This window comes from Brevundimonas sp. PWP3-1b1, assembly GCF_049896065.1.
GTDB lineage: Bacteria > Pseudomonadota > Alphaproteobacteria > Caulobacterales > Caulobacteraceae > Brevundimonas > Brevundimonas intermedia_B.
In genome coordinates this window covers 42445-60689 of sequence record NZ_JAFCTO010000002.1, presented here as the reverse complement: position 1 = coordinate 60689, position 18245 = coordinate 42445, and the positions used below count along the sequence as shown (strand labels likewise).

Genomic DNA, 18245 nt, shown 5'->3' with positions numbered 1-18245 from the left:
TCGCCGCGTCGCCCCCAATGTCGTCAGCCCCGTCCGTAACCGCAATAGACCAGACCGCCGCATCAAGGTTGAACGCGGTTATGCGTCAACAGTTCACGGCGACGATCAGAACGGGCTGAAACGCTCGGCCAGGGCCTGGGCGACCGGCGGGGCCTGGACGCGGCTGACGTCGCCGCGACCGCCGTAGGAGATGCGGGCTTCGGCGATCTGGGTGTGGTTGATGGCGTTGGCGGACGAAATGTCCTCGGGCCGCACGATGCCGGCGACGGTCAGTTCGCGGACCTCGCGGTTGGTGCGCACTTCCTGCCGACCCTGGATCACCAGATTGCCGTTGGCCAGGACGTCCGTGACGACGGCGGCGACGGTCAGCGACACCTTTTCGGCGCGGTTGACCGTCCCTGCGCCCGAAGAGTTGGATTCGCCTTCCATGCCGATCATGTTCGACGGGTCGAAACCACCAGGGAAGGCGCGACCCAGGCTGCTTTCCAGGCCGAACAGGTTGGAGACGCCGCCGGAAATGTTGTTGGAGCGCGACCGCTGGGTCGAGTTCTGGGTCTGGGCGCGGTCGTCGATGTCGATCTTGACCGTCAGGATGTCGCCGATGTGACGCGCGCGCTGGTCGCCGAAGAAGGTGCGGGCGCCGGTGCGCCACAGGCTGTTGGCGCTGGCGGGGGCGGTTTCGCGGGCCGGCAGATAGGCCTGCTGCGCCGGAATCAGGGCGGCGGGGTAGCCGATGGGAGCCAGTTCGGGGCCGCGCACCGTCTCCACGACGGTGGAGCAGGCGGCCAGCGGGGCCAGGACGGCGAGGATCAGGATGGTCTTACGCATGAAGAGGATTCCCTAGCGGGCGGCGAACTGTTGGGGATTAGCGCGGGCGCTGTCGGCGCCGGGACCGGCGATGGCTTGGCCGGGACCGGAGGCGACCGCATCGATGACGCGGTTGGAGGTGGTGTTCATGATGGCGACGGGTTCGCCCAGACCGGCGCTGCGCATGGCCTTGCCCATGACGGCCAGGTTCACGCCCCCGACCTGATAGGTGACGCGGACCATGTCGTTGCGGGCGATGACCTGCGGCGCGGCGCCGGGACGATAGGCGGCGCGGGCGATAGGCTGGGCGGCGGATTGAGCCTCAGGCTGGAACGCCGCGTCCGACGCTGTCTGGACCGGACCGGTTGCGCGACGCACGGCGACGCGGCGCAGACCGTTCGGATTGCCCCAGTCGAGACCGGCCTGACGGGCCAGGGCTTGAAGCTGGCCGGCTTCCAGCACGACCGAGGGGCCGACGCGCTCGGCGACGGCGACATTGGCGGCTGGGCCCGCGCCTTCGAACAGATCACCCAGGGTGACCCGGCCGTCGTCATCGACGGGATTGACGCGCAGGACGACGGGACCGGCGAATGCGGCGCTGGACATGGCGCTGACGGCGGCGGCGAGCAGCAGGGAGCGGATCAGGATCATGGCTCAGCTCTTCACTTGCGAGGCGACCGACAGCATCTGGTCGGCGGTGCTGATGACCTTTGAGTTCATCTCATAGGCCCGCTGGGCCACGATCAGGGAACTGATCTCCGACACGGCGTCCACGTTCGACGCCTCGGTGTAGGACTGCAAAACCTGGCCGAAACCGATGTCGCCGGGTGTGCCGACGATGGCCGGGCCCGAGGCGGCGGTTTCCAGCAGCAGGTTGTCGCCTATGGCTTCCAGGCCGGCTTCGTTGAAGAAGTTGGCCAGTTCGATCTGACCGACGGTGGTCGGGTCGGTCTGTCCGTCCTGCGTCACCTGCACCAGGCCGGTCTTGGAGATGGACAGCTTGGTCGTGTCCTGCGGGATGGTGATGGCCGGCTCCAGCAGATAGCCGTCGTCGGTGACGATCTGGCCTTCCGGGCTGACCTGCAGGTTGCCGGCACGAGTGTAGCCCAGCTCGCCCGAGGGCAGGGTGATCTGGAAATAGCCCTTGCCGTCGATGGCCATGTCATAGGGGTTGCCTGTCGCCTGGGGCGTGCCCTGTTCGGTGACGCGGTAGACCGCGCCTGCCTTGACGCCTGCACCGATCTGAATGCCGGTCGGGACCACGGTGCCGGCGGCCGAGGACTGGGCCCCCATGCGTTCGACGTTCTGGTACAGCAGGTCCTGGAACTCGGCGCGCTGCTTCTTGAAGCCCACCGTGTTCATGTTGGCGATGTTGTTGGAGATGACCTCCACGTTCAGCTGCTGGGCCAGCATGCCCGAGGCGGCGGTGCGAAGTGCGCGCATGGTCCGGGGCTCCCTTAAGCGGCCTTGCCGAGGCGCTCGACGGCGCGACGGCTAAGGTCGTTGGTGTTTTCGATCAGTCGCGAAATGCTCTCGTAGGCGCGGCTGATCTCGACAAGATTGGTGATTTCGATCAACGGATTGACGTTCGAAGACTCAAGCGAACCCTGATGGATCTGGGCGTCCATCGCCTCGATCGGCTGGGCGTTCGAGGCATTGCGATACAGGCCGTCGCCGCTCTTTTCGAGCACGCCCAGGGTCTCGAACCGCACCACCGACAGACGGCCTGTGACCTGGCCGTCCTGGGTGATCGTGCCATCGGCGCCGACGCCGGGCGCGCCCAGGTTGGGGTCCAGCACGATCTCCGCTCCGCCGCCCAGGACCGCCTGGCCCTGTTTGGTGGTCAGCCGCCCTTCCGGGTCCATCGTAAAGGCGCCGTCGCGGGTGTAGGCCTCGCCGTTCGCCCCGTCGCGGACGGTGAAGAAGGCGCCTTCGCCGGCGATGGCGAAGTCAAGGGCACGGCCGGTCTGCTGCATCGAACCCTGGCCGAAGTCGCGGCCGACGCCGTTGTCCAGCACGAAACTGGCCGAGGGGCGGATGGAGTCGTTGCGCGCGCGCTGACCGATCTCGGTCCCCAGCATCAACTGCTCGACCTTGAAGCCGGTCGTGTTGGCGTTGGCGACGTTGTTGGCCACGATGTCCAATTCGCGGCGCAGCGTCATCTGGCGTGACAATCCAATGTAGGCGGCGTTTTCCACGAGTGGCGTGCTCCTTCGCCCAACCGCCTCGCAACGACCGTGCCAACAGGGTTAATTCAGCTGGAATGCGGGTTTGAAGGCCTCTGGACAGGGGAGAGCCCGGCAAAATCTGCCGTTTGTAAACGTCACGTTAACCAAACCCGGTCGATCCTTCTTGTGAGGGATTCTCCGGGGCGCGCGCATGTTGAAGTTTGGCAAGAAGAAGGGCGAGGCGAACGCCGACGCCGCTCTGCCTGCCGTTCAGGACGGCGAAGGTGGCGACGGCGCGCCCAAGAAAAAGAAGCTCCCGCTGCTGTTCATCATCGCGCCGGTCGCCTTGCTCGTGCTGGGCGGCGGCGGAGCGGCCGCCTTCTTCATGCTGAAACCCAAGCCCGCCGAGGCGCACGGCGCCGAAGCAGAGGCCGGCCACGGCGAGGAAAAGGCCGAGGCGAAGGGCGGTCACGGCAAGGAAGAGAAGAAGGAAGGCGGCGGTCACGGCGGCGGCGAGGGTGAGGCCGCCGATCCATCGCTGGGCGTCATCTCCGAGGGACCGGACGGCGTCACCTTCTACACTCTGCCGGACATGGTGATGAACATTCAGTCGCCCGACGGTCGTCCGACCTTCCTGAAGCTGAAGCTGACGCTGGAGATGCAGGACGCCGAGGTGGCGACCCATCTGCAGGAAGAAATGCCGCGCCTTCAGGACATGTTCACCGGCTTCGTGCGCGAGCTGCGTCCCGAGGATCTGAGCGGTTCGGCCGGCACCTATCAGCTGCGGGCCGAGATCCTGCGCCGCGTCAATCTGATCGCCGCGCCGGGCAAGATCGACGCCGTGCTGATCGAAGAAATGCTGGTGAACTAGGCCATGACCGATGCCCAGCTCGATCCGTTCGGCGGCTTAGGCGACGCGGGAGACGCCCTGTCCGAGCGCGTCCTGAACCAGGACGAGATCGACAGCCTGCTGGGCTTCGATCTGGGCGATGACGACGGTTCCGAAAAGTCCGGCATCCGCGCCATCATCAACTCCGCGCTCGTCAGCTACGAGCGCCTGCCGATGCTGGAGATCGTGTTCGACCGCCTGGTGCGGTTGATGACTACCAGCCTTCGCAACTTCACCTCCGACAACGTCGAAGTTAGCCTGGACAACATCTCGTCGATTCGGTTCGGCGACTATCTGAACTCCATCCCGCTGCCGGCCATTCTGGCGGTGTTCCGGGCCGAGGAGCTGGACAACTACGGCCTGCTGACGGTCGATTCCAACCTGATCTATTCGATCGTGGACGTGCTGCTGGGCGGTCGTCGCGGCACGGCGGCGCTGCGGATCGAAGGCCGGCCCTACACCACCATCGAACGGGTGCTGGTGCAGCGGATGGTCGAGGTCGTGCTGAACGACGCCCGCCAGGCCTTCGAGCCGCTGACGCCCGTCCATTTCAACCTGGATCGGCTGGAGACCAACCCTCGCTTCGCCGCCATCGCAAGACCCGCGAACGCCGCCATCCTGATCAAGCTGCGCATCGACATGGAAGATCGCGGCGGCCGGATCGAGCTGCTGCTGCCCTATGCGACGCTGGAGCCGATCCGCAAGATGCTGCTGCAGCAGTTCATGGGCGAGAAGTTCGGCCGCGACAACATCTGGGAAGGCCACTTGGCCACCGAGCTGTGGACCACAGAGACCGAGGTCCGCGCCGTGCTGGACGAGCAGATGATGCCCCTGTCCAGCGTGCTGAACCTGAAGGTCGGCGACACCCTGATGCTGAACGCCACGCCGGATTCGGAGGTGTCGATCCGCGCCGGCTCGATCCCCCTGACCACCGGCCGCATGGGTCGGAAGGGTCAGCACATCGCCATACGCGTCGAAGGGCCGGTCAATCCCGAAGCCGCCGCCCGCCTGGGAGTCAAAGTCTGATGGCCGGAATGATCATGGACGGGGTGCTGATGCTGCTGCTGGTCGCAGCGATCGGCTATGGGGTGAAGCTGGAACGCAAGCTGGCCGCCCTGCGCGCCGGTCAACTGGCCTTCGCCCAGGCGGTGACCGAGCTGAACGCCGCCGCCGGTCGCGCCGAGAACGCCCTGGCGACCCTGCGCGCCTCGGGCCAGGAAACGGACCTGCTGCACGACCGCATCATCAAGGCGCGTGAGGTCAAGGCGCAGCTCGAAACCCTGATCGCCCGCGCGCCGGCCGCCGCACCCGTTCGCATCGTCGAGGACGAGCCGGCCCGCCGCGCGCCCGTCGCCGTCACCGCCCCTGCCGTGACCGCGACCGAAGATGAAGAACGCGCCGAGCGCATGGCCGCTCTGGCCGAGCGTATCCAGGGTCTGGCCAGCCCCTCGACCAGCCGTCGCGCCACCGCGAGCACCGCCCCGGCCGGTCGCGACAATGTCGCCGCCATCGTTCAGGCCCTGACGGCAGGACGTTCCGCTAACCATTCCGCCAAACAAAGCCTCAACGCCGCGCGTCGTAATCTCGACGACGACCTGTTCGCCGCCTGAGTTCGGAACCCCATTTCATGGCCCGTCTACCCCGCCTTCTGCCCCTCATCGCCATCGCCATCGGCGGGGTGGTCGCCGTGCGCGCCATCGGCGTGGCGCCCGGCCTGTTCGACGGCGCCAAGGCCTGGGCCGAGGAGGCCGCGCCTGCCGCAGCCGGCGCGCCGGTCAAGCCTGTCCTGCCGGGCACCTGCTCCGCCTTGTCGCCCGAACAACTGGCCCAGCAGGCCGGGATTTCGCCCGCCGAACTCAGAATCATCCAGTCGCTGTCGCAACGCCGAGAGGCGCTGGACGCGCGCGATCAGGATTTCGCCACCACCTTGCCGCTGATGGTTGCCGCCGAACAGAAGCTGGAGGCCAAGATCCAGGCACTGGCGGCGCTTAAGGCCGAGATGAAGCAGATGCTCGGTCAGGTGGACGAGCGCGAGAAGGCCGAGATCGACCGCCTGGTCCAGGTCTATTCCGCCATGCGACCCAAGGAGGCCGCACCCGTCATGGCGACGCTGGAGGACCGCGTGCGCCTGCCCGTCGCCGCCGCCATGCGTCCGCGCACCCTGGCCGCCATCATGGCGCAGATGACGCCGGCCCAGGCCAAGGAACTGACCGAGAAGCTGGCCGCCCGCTTCCAGGCCCAGCAGATGGCCGCCCGCGCCGCCGCCGCCGAAGCCGCCACGCCGCCGCCGGCTGCGACGCCCGCCGCCGCAACGCCTGCGCCCACCCCGGTCGCTCAGCCAGCCGCCGCCACCGCCACGCCTGCGTCCCGTCCGACGCCACGGCCAGCGGCCTCTCGTCCTGCCGCCACGCCCGCTAGGCGCCCGGCCGCAACGCCGGCACGTCGCCCGGCGACGCCCGCCGCTACGCCGCCCGCCGGTCCCCAGGCCTATCAGCCGTCGGCCGCCCCCAACGCTCAGCCGCGCCAAACTGTGCAGTAACGATATTTGTGGCGCCTGATCAGACGTTTCGTCTCGACAGGATGATCAGTTCGACCAATGATCTTCGAACGCTCCGTCAGAGAGCGACTGCATCGAGGAAAACGTCGTGGTCGGGGAACTGCTATACGTCGCGCATCGTCTGCGTCGCGCCATCATTGTCGCCGTTCCGACGGTGGGAGCCGTGATGATCGTCGCCGTGGCCCAGCACTATCATCTGCTGCCATAAGCACGCCGCCGCCCGGTTTCGGATTGGCATGAGACGCGCGCGCGTCTATCACCGCGCCTTGCCGAAAACCTGAGCTCGCTCGAAGACCATGTCCGACACGCCTCCCGACCGCCTCTCGGTCGATCCGTCCAGCCCCCATCACGACGCCGAGGTGCTGCAACGCGGCGTCGGCATCCGCTTCAAGGGCGAGGAAAAGACCAATGTCGAAGAATATTGCGTCTCCGAGGGCTGGGTGCGTCTGGCCCTGGGCAATCGCGTGGACCGCAAGGGCAAGGCCCTGACCGTGAAACTGCAGGGTCCGGTCGAACCCTATTTCCAGAACGACTGAACCTACCTAGGTTCCGGCTCTTGCCTGAGTCCGGAGCCTGCCCATGTCCATCCGCCTGCTGACCGCCAGCGCCGCTGCGCTGGGTCTTGTCGCCTTCGCCCCTGTCGCGAACGCCCAGGACGCCGCGACGGTGGATCAGGCCATCGTCGTGCGCGACGCCGCGATGCGCTCCAACATCGCCATGGACTATGTCACCCAGCTGACGACGCGGTTCGGCGCGCGCCCGGCCGGCTCGCGCTCGGAACAGCAGGCCGCCGCGTGGGCCGCCGACTATCTGCGCGCCAACGGCTTCCAGAACGTGCGGATCGAAGAGTTCCCGCTGGTCGGATGGGAGCGGGGCGAAAGCTCGGCCGCCATCGTCGGCGATAACGCCCAGGCCCTGGTCGCCGCCGCCCTGGGTCATTCGCCGGCCACGCCGCGCAATGGCGTCGAGGCCGAGATCGTCCGCTTCTCCACCTTCGAGGATTTGCAGGCCGCGCCCGACGCCGCCGTGCGGGGCAAGATCGTCTATGTCGACCTGGGCCAGATGCACCCCATGCAGGACGGCTCCGGCTATGGTCCCCAGACCCGCGTGCGCGGCGCCGGCCCCGGCGTGGCGGCGGCCAAGGGTGCATCGGCCTTCGTCATGCGGTCGGTCGGTTCGGACGAGGACCGGATGCCCCACACCGGCACCACCCGCTATGTGGACGGCAAGCCGACCATCCCCGCCTTCGCTTTAGCCGCGCCCGACGCCGATCAGGTCAGCCGCCTGGTCGCCCTGGGCCAGCCGGTGCGGATGCGCCTGACCTCGACCGCCCGCACCTATCGGACCGCCAGCCAGAATGTGATCGGCGATCTGCCGGGCGCCACGCGACCGGACGAGATCATCGTGCTGGGCTCGCACATGGACAGCTGGGACCTGGGCACAGGGGCCATCGACGACGGGGCAGGGGGCGCCATCACCGTGGCGGCGGCCAAGGCCATCGCCGACAGCGGCCGCCGCCCGGCCCGCACCCTGCGCGTGATCTTCTACGGGTCGGAAGAGGTCTCCCAGCCGACGCCCCAGACCGGCAACGGCGGCGCCGTCTATGCGCGCGGCCAGGGTGAGGCCCTGGACAAGCACATCATTGCCGGCGAGAGCGATTTCGGCGCCGACCGCGTCTACGCCCTGCGCCTGCCCGCAGGCGCGCAAGGCTCGGACTTCCAGAAGGCCGCCACGCGTGTCCTCTATCCCATCGGAGTCCTGGCCTCGAACGAGGTCGAGACCGATGGCGGCGTCGATGTCGGCCCGATGGGACCGCTTGGCGTGCCCTTCTTCGGTCTGGCCCAGGACGGCACGCGCTATTTCGACCTGCACCACACCGCCAACGACACCCTGGACAAGATCGACCCGGCGCAACTGAACCAGAACGTCGCCGCCTGGGCCGGCCTGTTGTGGCTGATCGCCGATTCCGACGTGGATTTCCGGGCGATGAAGCCGGCGGCGCCCGCCGCTCGCTAAGCCCGCTTGGCCCCGACGGACAGGCTGGCTATACAGCCGGTCCGGTCGCGGGCGTGGCGAAACTGGTAGACGCAGCAGACTTAAAATCTGCCGGACGAAAGTCCTTGCCGGTTCAAGCCCGGCCGCCCGCACCATAGTTTTCAATGACGTGGTGTGACTAGGAGCGCATGCCAGATCGGGCGAGAGCCAGGCGATGAGCCTCTGCTCCATACTTGATCCCGCAATCCGAACTTTGGGTCAGCCCAAGCTCGGGGCTCGGGAGGCGACCGTTTGTCGCCCGGACATGGCGCGACAGGACCGCCAGCCGTTGCAGGCCGGCGCGCGGCGCATCAGCCGCTCCACACGATACTGACCCAGCCGACGCCCATCCCACGCTGGGGTAGTGCGCAACCGCTAAGCCATAGAAGTCTCTGCTTCAGGTTGTCGGTCTGCGCCGATGGCGCGCTTGCATTGGTCTCCCGTAGAAGATCTCTTAAGCGCGCGTTGTGGCACTATGAGGTGCTTGTTTGCAGTATTTTGCATCATTGCGTCATCGGCGCTTAGCCCTCGCTTTCGAGGCAATTTGACGCCTTAGGGCAGGTTGGCGGTGGCGCACGGGTTACTTTTGTGAAAACTTGCAGAAAACACAAAAGCACTTGGGAAACGATCATGGCGAATGGCGGGCTGGGCTTGGGCATGGCAGGGAAGCGTACGAAATCTGCGCACCGAACCGACCGTTCGGCGTCGAGTCGCGGACGAAGCGCGGGGGTCGCCGCGCTGGCGATCACCGGCGGCATTCTCGCCGGGTGCGCCAGCGTCGCAGATGTCGCGGATGTCGCAGTCGATCGTTGCAGCGCTCCCCCGTTCGGCGACACACGGCTGTATCTTCGCGGGGCCATGAGCGGCTGGACCGCCGTCGATGAATACGCGATGCGCTGGGACTGCGACGCCTATGTCGTCACCACCGAACTGCAGGGCGCTCAGGACTTCAAGATCGCCGACGCCGACTGGAGCGGCGCCTCCACCTTTGCGGGGCCGAGAGGGTCGGAGCCGCAAGGGGCGGTCATCCCCACGGCGCGCCCGGACCAGGGCGGTTCGGACAATCTGCGCTATCGGTTCGACGGCTGGAGCACGCTCCGGCTTCAGTTCGAGGACGGCCGTCCCGTGCTGACGGTGGCGAAGGCCGCGCCCCAGGTCGAGACGCTGTCGGATCCGCGCGCCCGATCCCTGCGCCACGACAGCCGCGACGTGGCCTACAAGGCCCCCTTCGGCCCGGTCGTCGATGGCGGGCAGGTGACGTTCGGCCTCGATGCGCCCGACGCAGAGCGGGCGACCCTGGTAATCGACCGACGCCGCCTGGAGGGCAATCAAGAGGTTCTGGCCTATGACGAACTGGAACGCGTCCCGCTGGTGCGTGGCGCGGACGGGCGCTGGGCGGGCCGGCATGTGTTCGCGACGACGGGCGTTTACGGCTACTGGTTCGACGTCGAGATCGGCGGACGACACTTCGTCTATCAGAACAACAGCGCGCCGATCTATTGGACCCGCGAACGGGGCGGCAACGGCCTTGGCGTCGCGTCGGACGCGCCCCAGGATACGGGGACGGTGCGGCGGTTTCGCATGACCGTGACGTCGCGAGACTATGCGGTGCCGGCCTGGGCGCAGCAGGCGGTCTGGTACTACGTCTTCCCCGATCGCTTCCGGAACGGCGACGCTTCCAACGATCCGAAGCCGGGGCCGAATACCTTCCAGAACGGGTCGGTCGAGACGCATGCCGACTGGAACGCCCGGCCGTTCCGCCCCGGTTCGGGCGACGGCTCGGACAATCGCGGCGGCAACGACTTCTTCGGCGGCGACTTGGCCGGGATCACCGAAAAGCTGGATCACATCGCCGCACTGGGAACCACGGCGCTGTACATGACGCCGATCTTCACGGCCGCCAGCAACCACAAATACGACACCGGCGACTATCGCAACGTCGATCCCGCCTTCGGCACGAACGCCGACTTCGAGCGGCTGACGCGCGAGGCCGCTCGGCGCGGGATCCGCGTGGTGGTGGACGTCTCGTTCAACCACACCGGCCGTGACAGCCTGTATTTCGATCGCTTCGCCAAACATCCGGGCGTCGGGGCGCTGGAGGGGGGCGAGGTGCGCACCGACAGTCCCTACGCCGACTGGTATCGTCTGGACGCCTCGCAGGCCGACCCCGACGACCGTTACACCGGCTGGACCGGGGCGCGCGACTTGCCGGAACTGAACGAGGGGTCGCCGTCTTTCCGGTCGTTCGCCTATGGTGCGCCGGATTCGGTGACGGCCCTGTGGCTGGATCGCGGGGCCTCCGGCTGGCGGATGGACGTGGCGCCCTGGGTGCCCGACGACTTCTGGCGGGGATGGCGCCAGGCGGTGAAGGCCAAGGACCCCGAGGCGGTGACCATCGCTGAAACCTGGTTCGATTCGTCCAAATACTTCCTGGGCGACACTTTCGATGGGACGATGAACTACATCTTCCGCGACACGGCGCTGAATATCGCCTCAGGCAGCGACGTCGCCGGCGCCTATCGCAACATCGAGTTGATGCGCGAGCTCTATCCCGCCCAGGCTTGGCGCGCGTCGATGAACCTGCTGTCCACCCACGACACCGCGCGCAGTCTGTGGCTGCTGGGCGATCATGGCGACGATCCTGCGGCGACGGCGCTGGCGCGCCGCCGGTATCGCCTGGCTGTGCTGATGCAGGTCGCCTGGCCGGGCGCCCCGACCGTCTTCTATGGCGACGAAGTCGGGGTGACGGGCGGCGAGGATCCCGACAACCGCCGCACCTTCCCCTGGGCGGACACCGGCGGCGATCCTGACATGACAACCTACGCCGAGATGCGCAAACTGATCGCGCTTCGCCGCCAGCATCCGATTCTGGCCCTGGGCGAACTGGGCGCGCCGCTCTACACGGACGCCCATGTCGTGGTCGCGCCCCGGACGCTGCAGGATCGGGTCGCCCTCGTCGCAGTGAACAACTCGGATGCGGAACGTACGGTTCAGATCGACCTGCCGCCGACGTTGCGCGGTCGTTCTTATACAGACGCCCTAACCGGCCAACGGCTTGAGGCCGGACCGACCATTCAGTTGAGACTGCCTCCCTTGTTCGGCGCGGTCTTGGTGTCGGACGGGGCTTGAGGCGGTACGGAGCAGGGTGGGTGCTGGCCACCTGCCTGAGCCAAGGGGCAGTGTTAATTAGCTTGGTCGGGAGGCGTTTTCAGACTGTCTCGCCGAAGTCGGCCGCTGAAAAAGCGACTGCTTACGGGTGCGTATGCGCAAAGACATTTCAAGTCCTGCTCAACCACGTCAGTCATGAGGAGGAACCAGAGCCGCCCCAAGCATCCTCTACGCTTCAAGTTGAAAAGCAATCGTTCCGATCAGGCCAGTTCGCTCTACGCCGCGATTGAATATTGTGAACTGCGCGCCTTGGGCGTCGGACAGAGTATGAACGATCGCCAGGCCGAGGCCGGAGCCCGATGCCTGGGATGAGGCGGCGCGGAAAAAGCGGTCGGTAAGGTGGGGGAGCGTGGCTTCGTCGACGCCTGGGCCGTGATCCCAGACGCAGACCGCACCGGTCGTTTGCACATGCACGATTACAGGCGGCGCGCCGTGGTGGAAGGCGTTGTCGATAAGGTTGAGGATCTGTTCGGTGATGAGGTCCTCGGCGCCGAGGACGGTGACCGGTTCGGCCGGAAGACGAAGACGCAGGGCGCCGTCAGGAAAGCTGCGGCGCTCACGGGCGGCCTGGCAGGCGCGGCGGGCCGCGCGGCCGAGGTCGGCGGAGGATGAGATTCGGGCGCCGTCGGCGCGGGCCGTGGACAGCAGTTGCCCGACGAGGTGCGTCATGCCGCTGACGGCGTCGCGAGAATCTGCGATCAGCCGTCTCTCCTGATCCGTCCAAGGACGGGAAGAGCCTGCGAGAAGTTCGAGATTGGCGGACACGACCGACAGCGGTGTGCGCAGTTGGTGCGAGGCGTCGGCCGCGAACCGCTGAATGCCGGAGGTCGAGGTCTCCAGCCGCGCGAGCAGATGGTTGAAGGCGTTCAGGACCGGCCAGAACTCGCGCGGCGCCAGATCGACATTGGTCGGGGCGAAGTTCGCCGAGGGGCTGGGGCGGCGCGTCAGGTCGTCGATCAGGCGTTTCAGCGAGTTCAGACCCCATTGCAGGGCCGGCCAGATCAGAAGGGCGGCGAGCACGACCAGCAGGCCGGGCAGAAGCAGCATGCTGCGGTAAAGCTCCCGCAGGCTGGCGCGGCGGGAGTCCAGGCTCTGGGCGACCGAGACGCGGACAGGGGCGTCGCGGCCGGGAATGATCAAAGTCTGTTGCGCCATCCGCACCGCAACGCCCCTGACGGACAGGTCCGCGAACGCCGGCCGGTCCGCTTGCGCCTGGGGGAGGTTGGGCAGTTCTTCATAGCCGGTCACGAGCCGCTCGCCTTCGCGGACGCTGTAGAAGACGGCGTCACGCTCTGGCCCGTCCAGCAAGGCCAGGGCCCAGGGTTCTACGTCCACGGTGACGCGGCCATCGGTAACCGACACGGTCTCGCGGATCGTTTGCAGCGCGCCCGCCAGCAACCGGTCCGCATTGCTCGCCACCACCCGCTGGGCCGTCCAGGCGCCGACCGCCAGGACGACGACGGCGAAGATCGCCAGCGGAATCACCTGTGCGATCAGCAGGCGTATGACCAGGCTGTGGGAACGGGCAGGCCGGGCGCGGCTCATGGATCGAGACGATACCCACGGCCGCGAATATTGGTCACGGCTGGGCCGTCGGGCTGAAGCTTTCGACGCAGCCGACCGACGTGGATTTCCAGCGCGTTGAGGGACGGCGCCTCGTCTTGCGGGAAGACCTCGGCGGCCAGCAGGTCGCGGTCCACCACCTGTCCCGGCCGGGACGCCAGGACGCGTAAGGCGGCCCATTCACGGGGACGTAAGGCGAGGTCGCGGTCGTTGACCAGGGCGCGCCCGGTGCGCCAGTCGCAGAAGAGGGTTCCGACCACGACCGCGCCGGCGGCCTGTCCCTGGCGCCGACGCACGATGGCGCGCAGGCGTGCGACCAGTTCAGACGGGGCGAACGGCTTGACCAGATAGTCGTCGGCCCCGAGGTCCAGGCCCGCGACGCGGTCGCCGAGGGCGTCGCGCGCCGTCAACATCAAGACGGGCGTCGAGGATCCCCGCCGCCTCAGGGTTCTGAGCACTTCGAAGCCGTCGATGTCGGGCAGGCCGATGTCCAGAATGGCGGCGTCGAAGACCTCGGCGTTTTCGAGCTGCAAGGCCTGTTCGCCGCTGTCGATACAGCTTGCCTCGAACCCCGCCTCGTGAAGACTGGCTTCGAGCGAATGCCGCAGCGCCTTGTCATCTTCGACGACGAGTATTCTCATGGCGACGGAACGGGGCGACGGATCATGCGCGACACCATAACCAGAAAGCCGGAGCGGTGAAGACGGATCGACGACATATGCTGATGGGTCTGGCGGGAGGCGTGGCCGGATTGGGCGCCGCCGGCTGTTCGTCGGAGCCGGAGGGGGCAGGCACGGCGCAGCGGGTGCGCTGGCTGGCGCGTCGCGAAGGGGCGCTGCACATCCTGACCAACACCAGCCTGATGGGGCCGGTGCTGGAGGCCTTTCGTCGTCGCTGGCCCGGGATCAGGGTGCATCTGGAAGACATCAACTCCACGCGGATCGCCGAACAGGTTCGCGCGCTGGCGGATACGGGGCAGGACGGGCCGGATCTGGTCTGGAGCACGGCGATGGACGTGCAGGTCAAGCTGATCAACGACGGCTATGCCCAGGCCTACAAGTCCCCGCATCGGGCGGCGATGCCAGACGGGTCGGTGTGGCGCGATCAGGGATATGGGCTGACGGCCGAGCCGATCGTGTTCGCCTATAACAAGGGTCAGCTCGCGGGCGATATCGTACCGCGCAGCCACGCGGATTTGCTTCGGTTGCTGAGGACACGGCCTGACGTCTTTGGCGGCCGCGTCACCCTCTATGACGCCGAACGCAGCGGCGTGGCCCTGATGCAGTTGTCGGCGGACGTGCAAATCTATCCCGACGCCTGGCCCTTGATGGAGGCGCTGGGCGCCCAGCGCCCGCGACTGGACACCTCGGGGCAGAGGATGATGGGCCAGATCGCCGATGGCCGGATGGTGTTCGCCTATAATATGAACCGATCCTATGGTGAGTCCTGGGCCGAGCGTGTTCCCCAGATCGGGTTGATCACGCCTGACGACTATCATCTGTCCGTGTCGCGGGTGGCCTTTATTCCCCGCAATGCCGCGCACCCGAATGCGGCGCGTCTGTTTCTGGACTTTCTGCTGTCGCGCGAAGGCCAGCGCGTGATCGGCGCATTGGGGGTTCGGCCGGTGCGCGACGATGTCGATGCGCCCCTGCGACCTGCGTCGCCCGGGGTTCGACCTATTCGGGTGGGGCCGGCCCTGCTGGCCAATCTGGATCAGGCGCGCCGTGCGACCCTGCTGAAGCGCTGGCACGCCGCGATGCGTCCTGGCGTCAGGGCCCCCTCGGATCCCGCCGCACCCTGAGCGTTCCTGTGGATAAGTCCACAAAGTCCGAAACCCGCCTTTCTGTCACGATGCCGTCACGGCCGTGTAAGCCGGACGTGGGGCGCGGCTATAAGTGACGTTGCTTGATCTTGAAGAGCAATGAAATGCGAAGGTCGCCCTTATTGTAGCAATAAAATTGCCGTTTTCACGTATTTGACACCAGGCTCGGGGTCGATCTTACTCAGGTTCAGCAAGGCGGGAGAGATCGGCTCCGGCCGACGCCGAAGGCGCAACCGCCCCGGAAACGCTCAGGCAAACGGACCGTCTTGCTGAAGGAACGCTGGAGAGAAGGACGGGTCCGGGGGATCCGGCCTCGCCGAAGGAGAAACGGGTCGCAAGGCCCCGAAGCTCTCAGGCCTGATGACAGCGGGGGCGAAACGACGCCGCAGAGCGTCGCTCGCGTCAGACACCCCTGGGGAGGGGCGTCATCTTTATGAGGACCATCGCCTTGTCTCGTCTCAACCGCCATCTGACCACCTGCTGCAGCGCCATCGCCCTGCTTTCGTGCGCCGGGATCGCTCACGCGCAGGACGCCCAAACCGCTCCAGAGGCCGCCGCCTCGGTGGACGACATCGTCGTCACCGCGTCCCGGATCGACCGGGCCGGCTTCCAGGCGCCCACGCCAACCATCCATCTGACGGCCGAGGATCTTTCGGTCGGCGCGCGCCAGAACATCGCCGCCGCGCTGAACGACATGCCTCAGTTCAAGGCCAGCAGCTCGCCCCAGACGACCGGCACCAACACCGGCGCGGGCAATGCGCCGGTCGATCTGCGCGGCCTGGGGATCAACCGCACGCTGGTCCTGATCGACGGGCGTCGGGTGTCGAGCGAAAACGACCTCAACAGCATTCCGTCCGTTCTGGTCAAGAGCGTGGACGTCGTCACCGGCGGCGCATCTGCGGCCTGGGGTTCCGGCGCCGTCGCCGGCGTGGTGAACATCGGCATCGACCGCTTCTTAACCGGCGGCAAGCTGGGCGCCGAGTACGGCATCTCGTCCTTCGATGACGCTGAACAGCAGCGGTTCGAAGCGGCATGGGGCACGCCGTTCGCCAACGGTCGCGGTCATTTCGTGATCGGCGGCGAATATCTGGACAACGACGGCGTCGTTCCCAAGACCTCGCGTCCGGCGATCGGTCGCTGGGCCCAGGTCTCGAACGGCGCGGGGGGTTTCGTCACCGTTCCCAACGTCGGCTTCTCCAACGCGGCCTACGGCGGCTTGATCATGTCCGGTGTCAACGCCGGACAGGTGTTCAATCCCGACGGCACGTTGCGCGCCTTCAACTACGGCACGGTGGTGGGTGCGAACACGGTCGGGGGCGAGGGGCCGTCGAACGATGACCTCAGCCCCCTGGTCACGCCCCAGCGTCGTTACGCCGGCCTAGCCAGCGCCACCTACGAGCTGTCCGACAAGCTGCGGCTGACGGCTGACGTTCGTCACTCGCGGATGTGGAACAACTACATCTGGTTCGGCGACCACAACCGCGGCAATCTGACGATCAAGAACGACAACGCCTTCCTGTCTACGGCGATCAAGCAGCAGATGGCGGCGGCGGGACAGACCTCGTTCACCATGGGCCGCTTCAACTCCGACCTGTCCTATTCGACCATCGATTTCGAGCGGGTCACGACCCAGGCGACCATCGCCCTGGACGGCGAGTTCGGCGACAACTGGCGCTGGGGCGCCTATTACAGCCACGGCGAATACGAGAACAATATCGACACGCCAGGCTTCCTGCTGACCACCAACTACGCCCAGGCGGTCGACTCGGTCATCAGCCCCGTCACCAATCAGCCCGTCTGCCGCGTGACCCTGACCAACGCCAACTCCGGCTGCGTGCCGATCAACCTGTTCGGCCTGGGCGCGCCGTCTCAGGAAGCCATCGACTATGTCACCGGCACACCCCAACAACGCACGACCACCAAGCTGGATGTCGCCGGCGTCAGCCTGCGCGGCGAGCCCTTCAGCCTGCCGGCGGGGGACGTCTCGATCGCCGTCGGTCTGGAGGCCCGCAAGGAGCAGACCGATCAGCGCGTGGGTGAGCTGGACGCCGTCAAGGCGTTCCAGACCTTCAGCTTTTCGGCCATGTCGGGCGAGTTCACCGTCAAGGAAGCCTTCGGCGAAATCCTGGTGCCGATCGTTCGGGACTTGCCGGTGCTGAACAATCTGGAATTCAACGCTGCGGCCCGTATCTCGGACTACGACACCACGGGCTCGATCTGGTCGTGGAAGGTCGGCGCGACCAACGAGTTCTTCCCCGGTTTCCGCGGGCGCATCACCCAGTCGCGCGACATCCGGTCGGCGAACCTGGCCGAACTCTACACCACCACCACGACCGGCTATAACAACATCAACGACCCGCTGAAGGGCCAGACCGTCTACACGCTGAACAACGGCGGCGGTAATCCGAACCTGGCGCCGGAAACGGCGGACACCCTGACGCTGGGACTGACCTATTCACCGCCGTCGATCCCCGGCCTGAACATGTCGGTCGACTACTACAACATCAAGATCGACGACGTGATCACGACGATCGCGCCTCAGGACCTGGTCAGCCGCTGCTTCAACGGCAACACCGCCCTGTGCGCCAATGTCGACCGCGACGCCTCGGGCAATCTGATCCGCACGCGGTCCACCTATGTGAACCTGGCGGAGTATCAAACCGACGGCATCGACGCCGAAGTCTCCTATTCGTCGCCGGCGGACCTGTGGGTTCCGGGCGCGACCGGGCGGGTGCAGATGCGCCTGGTCGGAACCTGGGTGAACAGCCTGACGACGGACGACGGCATTTCGGAGATCGAGTACGTCAAGTCACAGGGCTACGCCTTCGGCCTGGGCGTGCCGGAACTGCGGGTCAACGCCAGCCTGGGCTGGCAGGGCGAGGTGTTCGGCGCCAACCTGCGCGCCCGCTACATCTCGGAAGGCGTCTACAACAGCACCGTCAAGATCGTGAACAACGACATCGACGCCTTCACCTACGTCGATCTGGGGCTGACGGCCGATCTGGCCCACTACGGCGCCGAGGGCGTCGAGCTCTACGCCAATGCGACCAACCTGTTCGACAAGTCGCCTCCGGATGGTTCGCTCTTCTCTCCGTACTACGACGTCGTCGGTCGGTACGTCACGGTCGGCGCGCGTTACCGCTTCTAGTTCTGGCAGCGCGCCGCCGGTCGCCGGCTTCGGTCTCCCGATCAGGAGCCGGCGACCCCTTCTTTTCCCCCCAGTTCACGGTCCGAATG

At 66.7% G+C, this 18245-nt stretch carries 15 protein-coding genes, 1 tRNA gene and 1 riboswitch; of the genes, 10 read left to right on the top strand and 6 right to left on the bottom strand.

The genetic code is table 11. The annotated features are described in order from the left end of the window. Window positions 1–105: 105 nt before the first annotated feature. Genes flgH through flgF form a run of 4 tightly spaced genes read right to left on the bottom strand, consistent with a single transcriptional unit; the run spans window position 106 to window position 3005 of the window. Window positions 106–828, bottom strand: coding sequence for a flagellar basal body L-ring protein FlgH (gene flgH / locus ACP69V_RS12070; RefSeq protein ID WP_426024105.1), 723 nt, complete (start codon window positions 826–828; stop codon window positions 106–108). Window positions 829–840: 12 nt separating this feature from the next. Next, complete coding sequence (locus ACP69V_RS12065; protein WP_426024104.1) at window positions 841–1458, bottom strand: flagella basal body P-ring formation protein FlgA; 618 nt, start codon at window positions 1456–1458, stop codon at window positions 841–843. 3 nt (window positions 1459–1461) lie between these two features. Beyond that, window positions 1462–2250 (bottom strand): flagellar basal-body rod protein FlgG, encoded by a 789-nt coding sequence (gene flgG / locus ACP69V_RS12060; protein WP_346493858.1) that lies wholly within the window; start codon window positions 2248–2250, stop codon window positions 1462–1464. A 14-nt stretch (window positions 2251–2264) separates the two neighbouring features. Beyond that, complete coding sequence (flgF, locus tag ACP69V_RS12055; RefSeq protein ID WP_426024103.1) at window positions 2265–3005, bottom strand: flagellar basal-body rod protein FlgF; 741 nt, start codon at window positions 3003–3005, stop codon at window positions 2265–2267. A gap of 181 nt (window positions 3006–3186) precedes the next feature. Here flgF and ACP69V_RS12050 point away from each other — a divergent pair, with 181 nt between their 5' ends. The 8 genes from ACP69V_RS12050 (at window position 3187) to ACP69V_RS12015 (ending at window position 11584) form a co-directional block, all read left to right on the top strand. Further along, entirely contained in the window at window positions 3187–3846 is a 660-nt protein-coding gene (locus ACP69V_RS12050) for a flagellar basal body-associated FliL family protein (protein ID WP_426024102.1), read from the top strand. 3 nt (window positions 3847–3849) lie between these two features. After that, window positions 3850–4890 carry a flagellar motor switch protein FliM gene (gene fliM / locus ACP69V_RS12045; protein WP_426024101.1) on the top strand — a complete coding sequence of 347 codons (1041 nt, stop codon included), beginning with the start codon at window positions 3850–3852 and terminating at the stop codon, window positions 4888–4890. Next, on the top strand, window positions 4890–5474 hold the full coding sequence (locus ACP69V_RS12040) for a DUF6468 domain-containing protein (RefSeq protein ID WP_426024100.1): 585 nt from the start codon (window positions 4890–4892) through the stop codon (window positions 5472–5474). The genes fliM and ACP69V_RS12040 overlap by 1 nt, the downstream gene beginning before the upstream one ends. Window positions 5475–5491: 17 nt before the next feature. Next, window positions 5492–6403: a MotE family protein gene (locus ACP69V_RS12035; RefSeq protein ID WP_426024099.1), complete on the top strand. Its 912-nt coding sequence runs from the start codon at window positions 5492–5494 to the stop codon at window positions 6401–6403. Between the two features lie 314 nt (window positions 6404–6717). Then, on the top strand, window positions 6718–6957 hold the full coding sequence (locus ACP69V_RS12030; RefSeq protein WP_045810378.1) for a DUF3297 family protein: 240 nt from the start codon (window positions 6718–6720) through the stop codon (window positions 6955–6957). A 43-nt stretch (window positions 6958–7000) separates the two neighbouring features. After that, on the top strand, window positions 7001–8437 hold the full coding sequence (locus tag ACP69V_RS12025) for a M20/M25/M40 family metallo-hydrolase (RefSeq protein WP_426024098.1): 1437 nt from the start codon (window positions 7001–7003) through the stop codon (window positions 8435–8437). A gap of 47 nt (window positions 8438–8484) precedes the next feature. Further along, window positions 8485–8571 (top strand) — tRNA-Leu (locus ACP69V_RS12020). Between the two features lie 742 nt (window positions 8572–9313). After that, a complete protein-coding gene (locus tag ACP69V_RS12015; protein WP_426024097.1) occupies window positions 9314–11584 on the top strand; it encodes an alpha-amylase family glycosyl hydrolase in 2271 nt (756 codons plus the stop codon). 207 nt (window positions 11585–11791) lie between these two features. Here ACP69V_RS12015 and ACP69V_RS12010 read toward each other — a convergent pair whose 3' ends face one another. Beyond that, window positions 11792–13168, bottom strand: coding sequence for a sensor histidine kinase N-terminal domain-containing protein (locus ACP69V_RS12010; RefSeq protein WP_426024096.1), 1377 nt, complete (start codon window positions 13166–13168; stop codon window positions 11792–11794). Continuing rightward, complete coding sequence (locus ACP69V_RS12005) at window positions 13165–13827, bottom strand: response regulator transcription factor (protein ID WP_426024095.1); 663 nt, start codon at window positions 13825–13827, stop codon at window positions 13165–13167. Before ACP69V_RS12005 ends, ACP69V_RS12010 begins: the two co-directional genes overlap by 4 nt. A gap of 77 nt (window positions 13828–13904) precedes the next feature. Between ACP69V_RS12005 and ACP69V_RS12000 the strand changes: the two genes are divergently transcribed. Then, window positions 13905–14987, top strand: coding sequence for an ABC transporter substrate-binding protein (locus ACP69V_RS12000; protein WP_426024094.1), 1083 nt, complete (start codon window positions 13905–13907; stop codon window positions 14985–14987). Between the two features lie 207 nt (window positions 14988–15194). After that, window positions 15195–15282: riboswitch (glycine riboswitch) on the top strand. Window positions 15283–15456: 174 nt separating this feature from the next. After that, the gene (locus tag ACP69V_RS11995; RefSeq protein WP_426024093.1) at window positions 15457–18156 is read left to right on the top strand and encodes a TonB-dependent receptor domain-containing protein; all 2700 of its coding nucleotides are present in this window, start codon (window positions 15457–15459) and stop codon (window positions 18154–18156) included. The last annotated feature ends 89 nt before the right edge of the window (window positions 18157–18245 follow it).

What these genes read in the sequence shown, in the direction of transcription:
- ACP69V_RS12005 (WP_426024095.1), bottom strand. Translation starts at nt 13,827, where the DNA reads ATGAGAATACTCGTCGTCGAAGATGACAAGGCGCTGCGGCATTCGCTC.
- flgG (WP_346493858.1), bottom strand. Translation starts at nt 2,250, where the DNA reads ATGCGCGCACTTCGCACCGCCGCCTCGGGCATGCTGGCCCAGCAGCTG.
- ACP69V_RS12065 (WP_426024104.1), bottom strand. Translation starts at nt 1,458, where the DNA reads ATGATCCTGATCCGCTCCCTGCTGCTCGCCGCCGCCGTCAGCGCCATG.
- ACP69V_RS12050 (WP_426024102.1), top strand. Translation starts at nt 3,187, where the DNA reads ATGTTGAAGTTTGGCAAGAAGAAGGGCGAGGCGAACGCCGACGCCGCT.
- ACP69V_RS12030 (WP_045810378.1), top strand. Translation starts at nt 6,718, where the DNA reads ATGTCCGACACGCCTCCCGACCGCCTCTCGGTCGATCCGTCCAGCCCC.
- ACP69V_RS12035 (WP_426024099.1), top strand. Translation starts at nt 5,492, where the DNA reads ATGGCCCGTCTACCCCGCCTTCTGCCCCTCATCGCCATCGCCATCGGC.
- ACP69V_RS12010 (WP_426024096.1), bottom strand. Translation starts at nt 13,168, where the DNA reads ATGAGCCGCGCCCGGCCTGCCCGTTCCCACAGCCTGGTCATACGCCTG.
- ACP69V_RS12000 (WP_426024094.1), top strand. Translation starts at nt 13,905, where the DNA reads ATGCTGATGGGTCTGGCGGGAGGCGTGGCCGGATTGGGCGCCGCCGGC.
- flgH (WP_426024105.1), bottom strand. Translation starts at nt 828, where the DNA reads ATGCGTAAGACCATCCTGATCCTCGCCGTCCTGGCCCCGCTGGCCGCC.
- fliM (WP_426024101.1), top strand. Translation starts at nt 3,850, where the DNA reads ATGACCGATGCCCAGCTCGATCCGTTCGGCGGCTTAGGCGACGCGGGA.
- ACP69V_RS12015 (WP_426024097.1), top strand. Translation starts at nt 9,314, where the DNA reads ATGAGCGGCTGGACCGCCGTCGATGAATACGCGATGCGCTGGGACTGC.
- ACP69V_RS12040 (WP_426024100.1), top strand. Translation starts at nt 4,890, where the DNA reads ATGGCCGGAATGATCATGGACGGGGTGCTGATGCTGCTGCTGGTCGCA.
- ACP69V_RS12025 (WP_426024098.1), top strand. Translation starts at nt 7,001, where the DNA reads ATGTCCATCCGCCTGCTGACCGCCAGCGCCGCTGCGCTGGGTCTTGTC.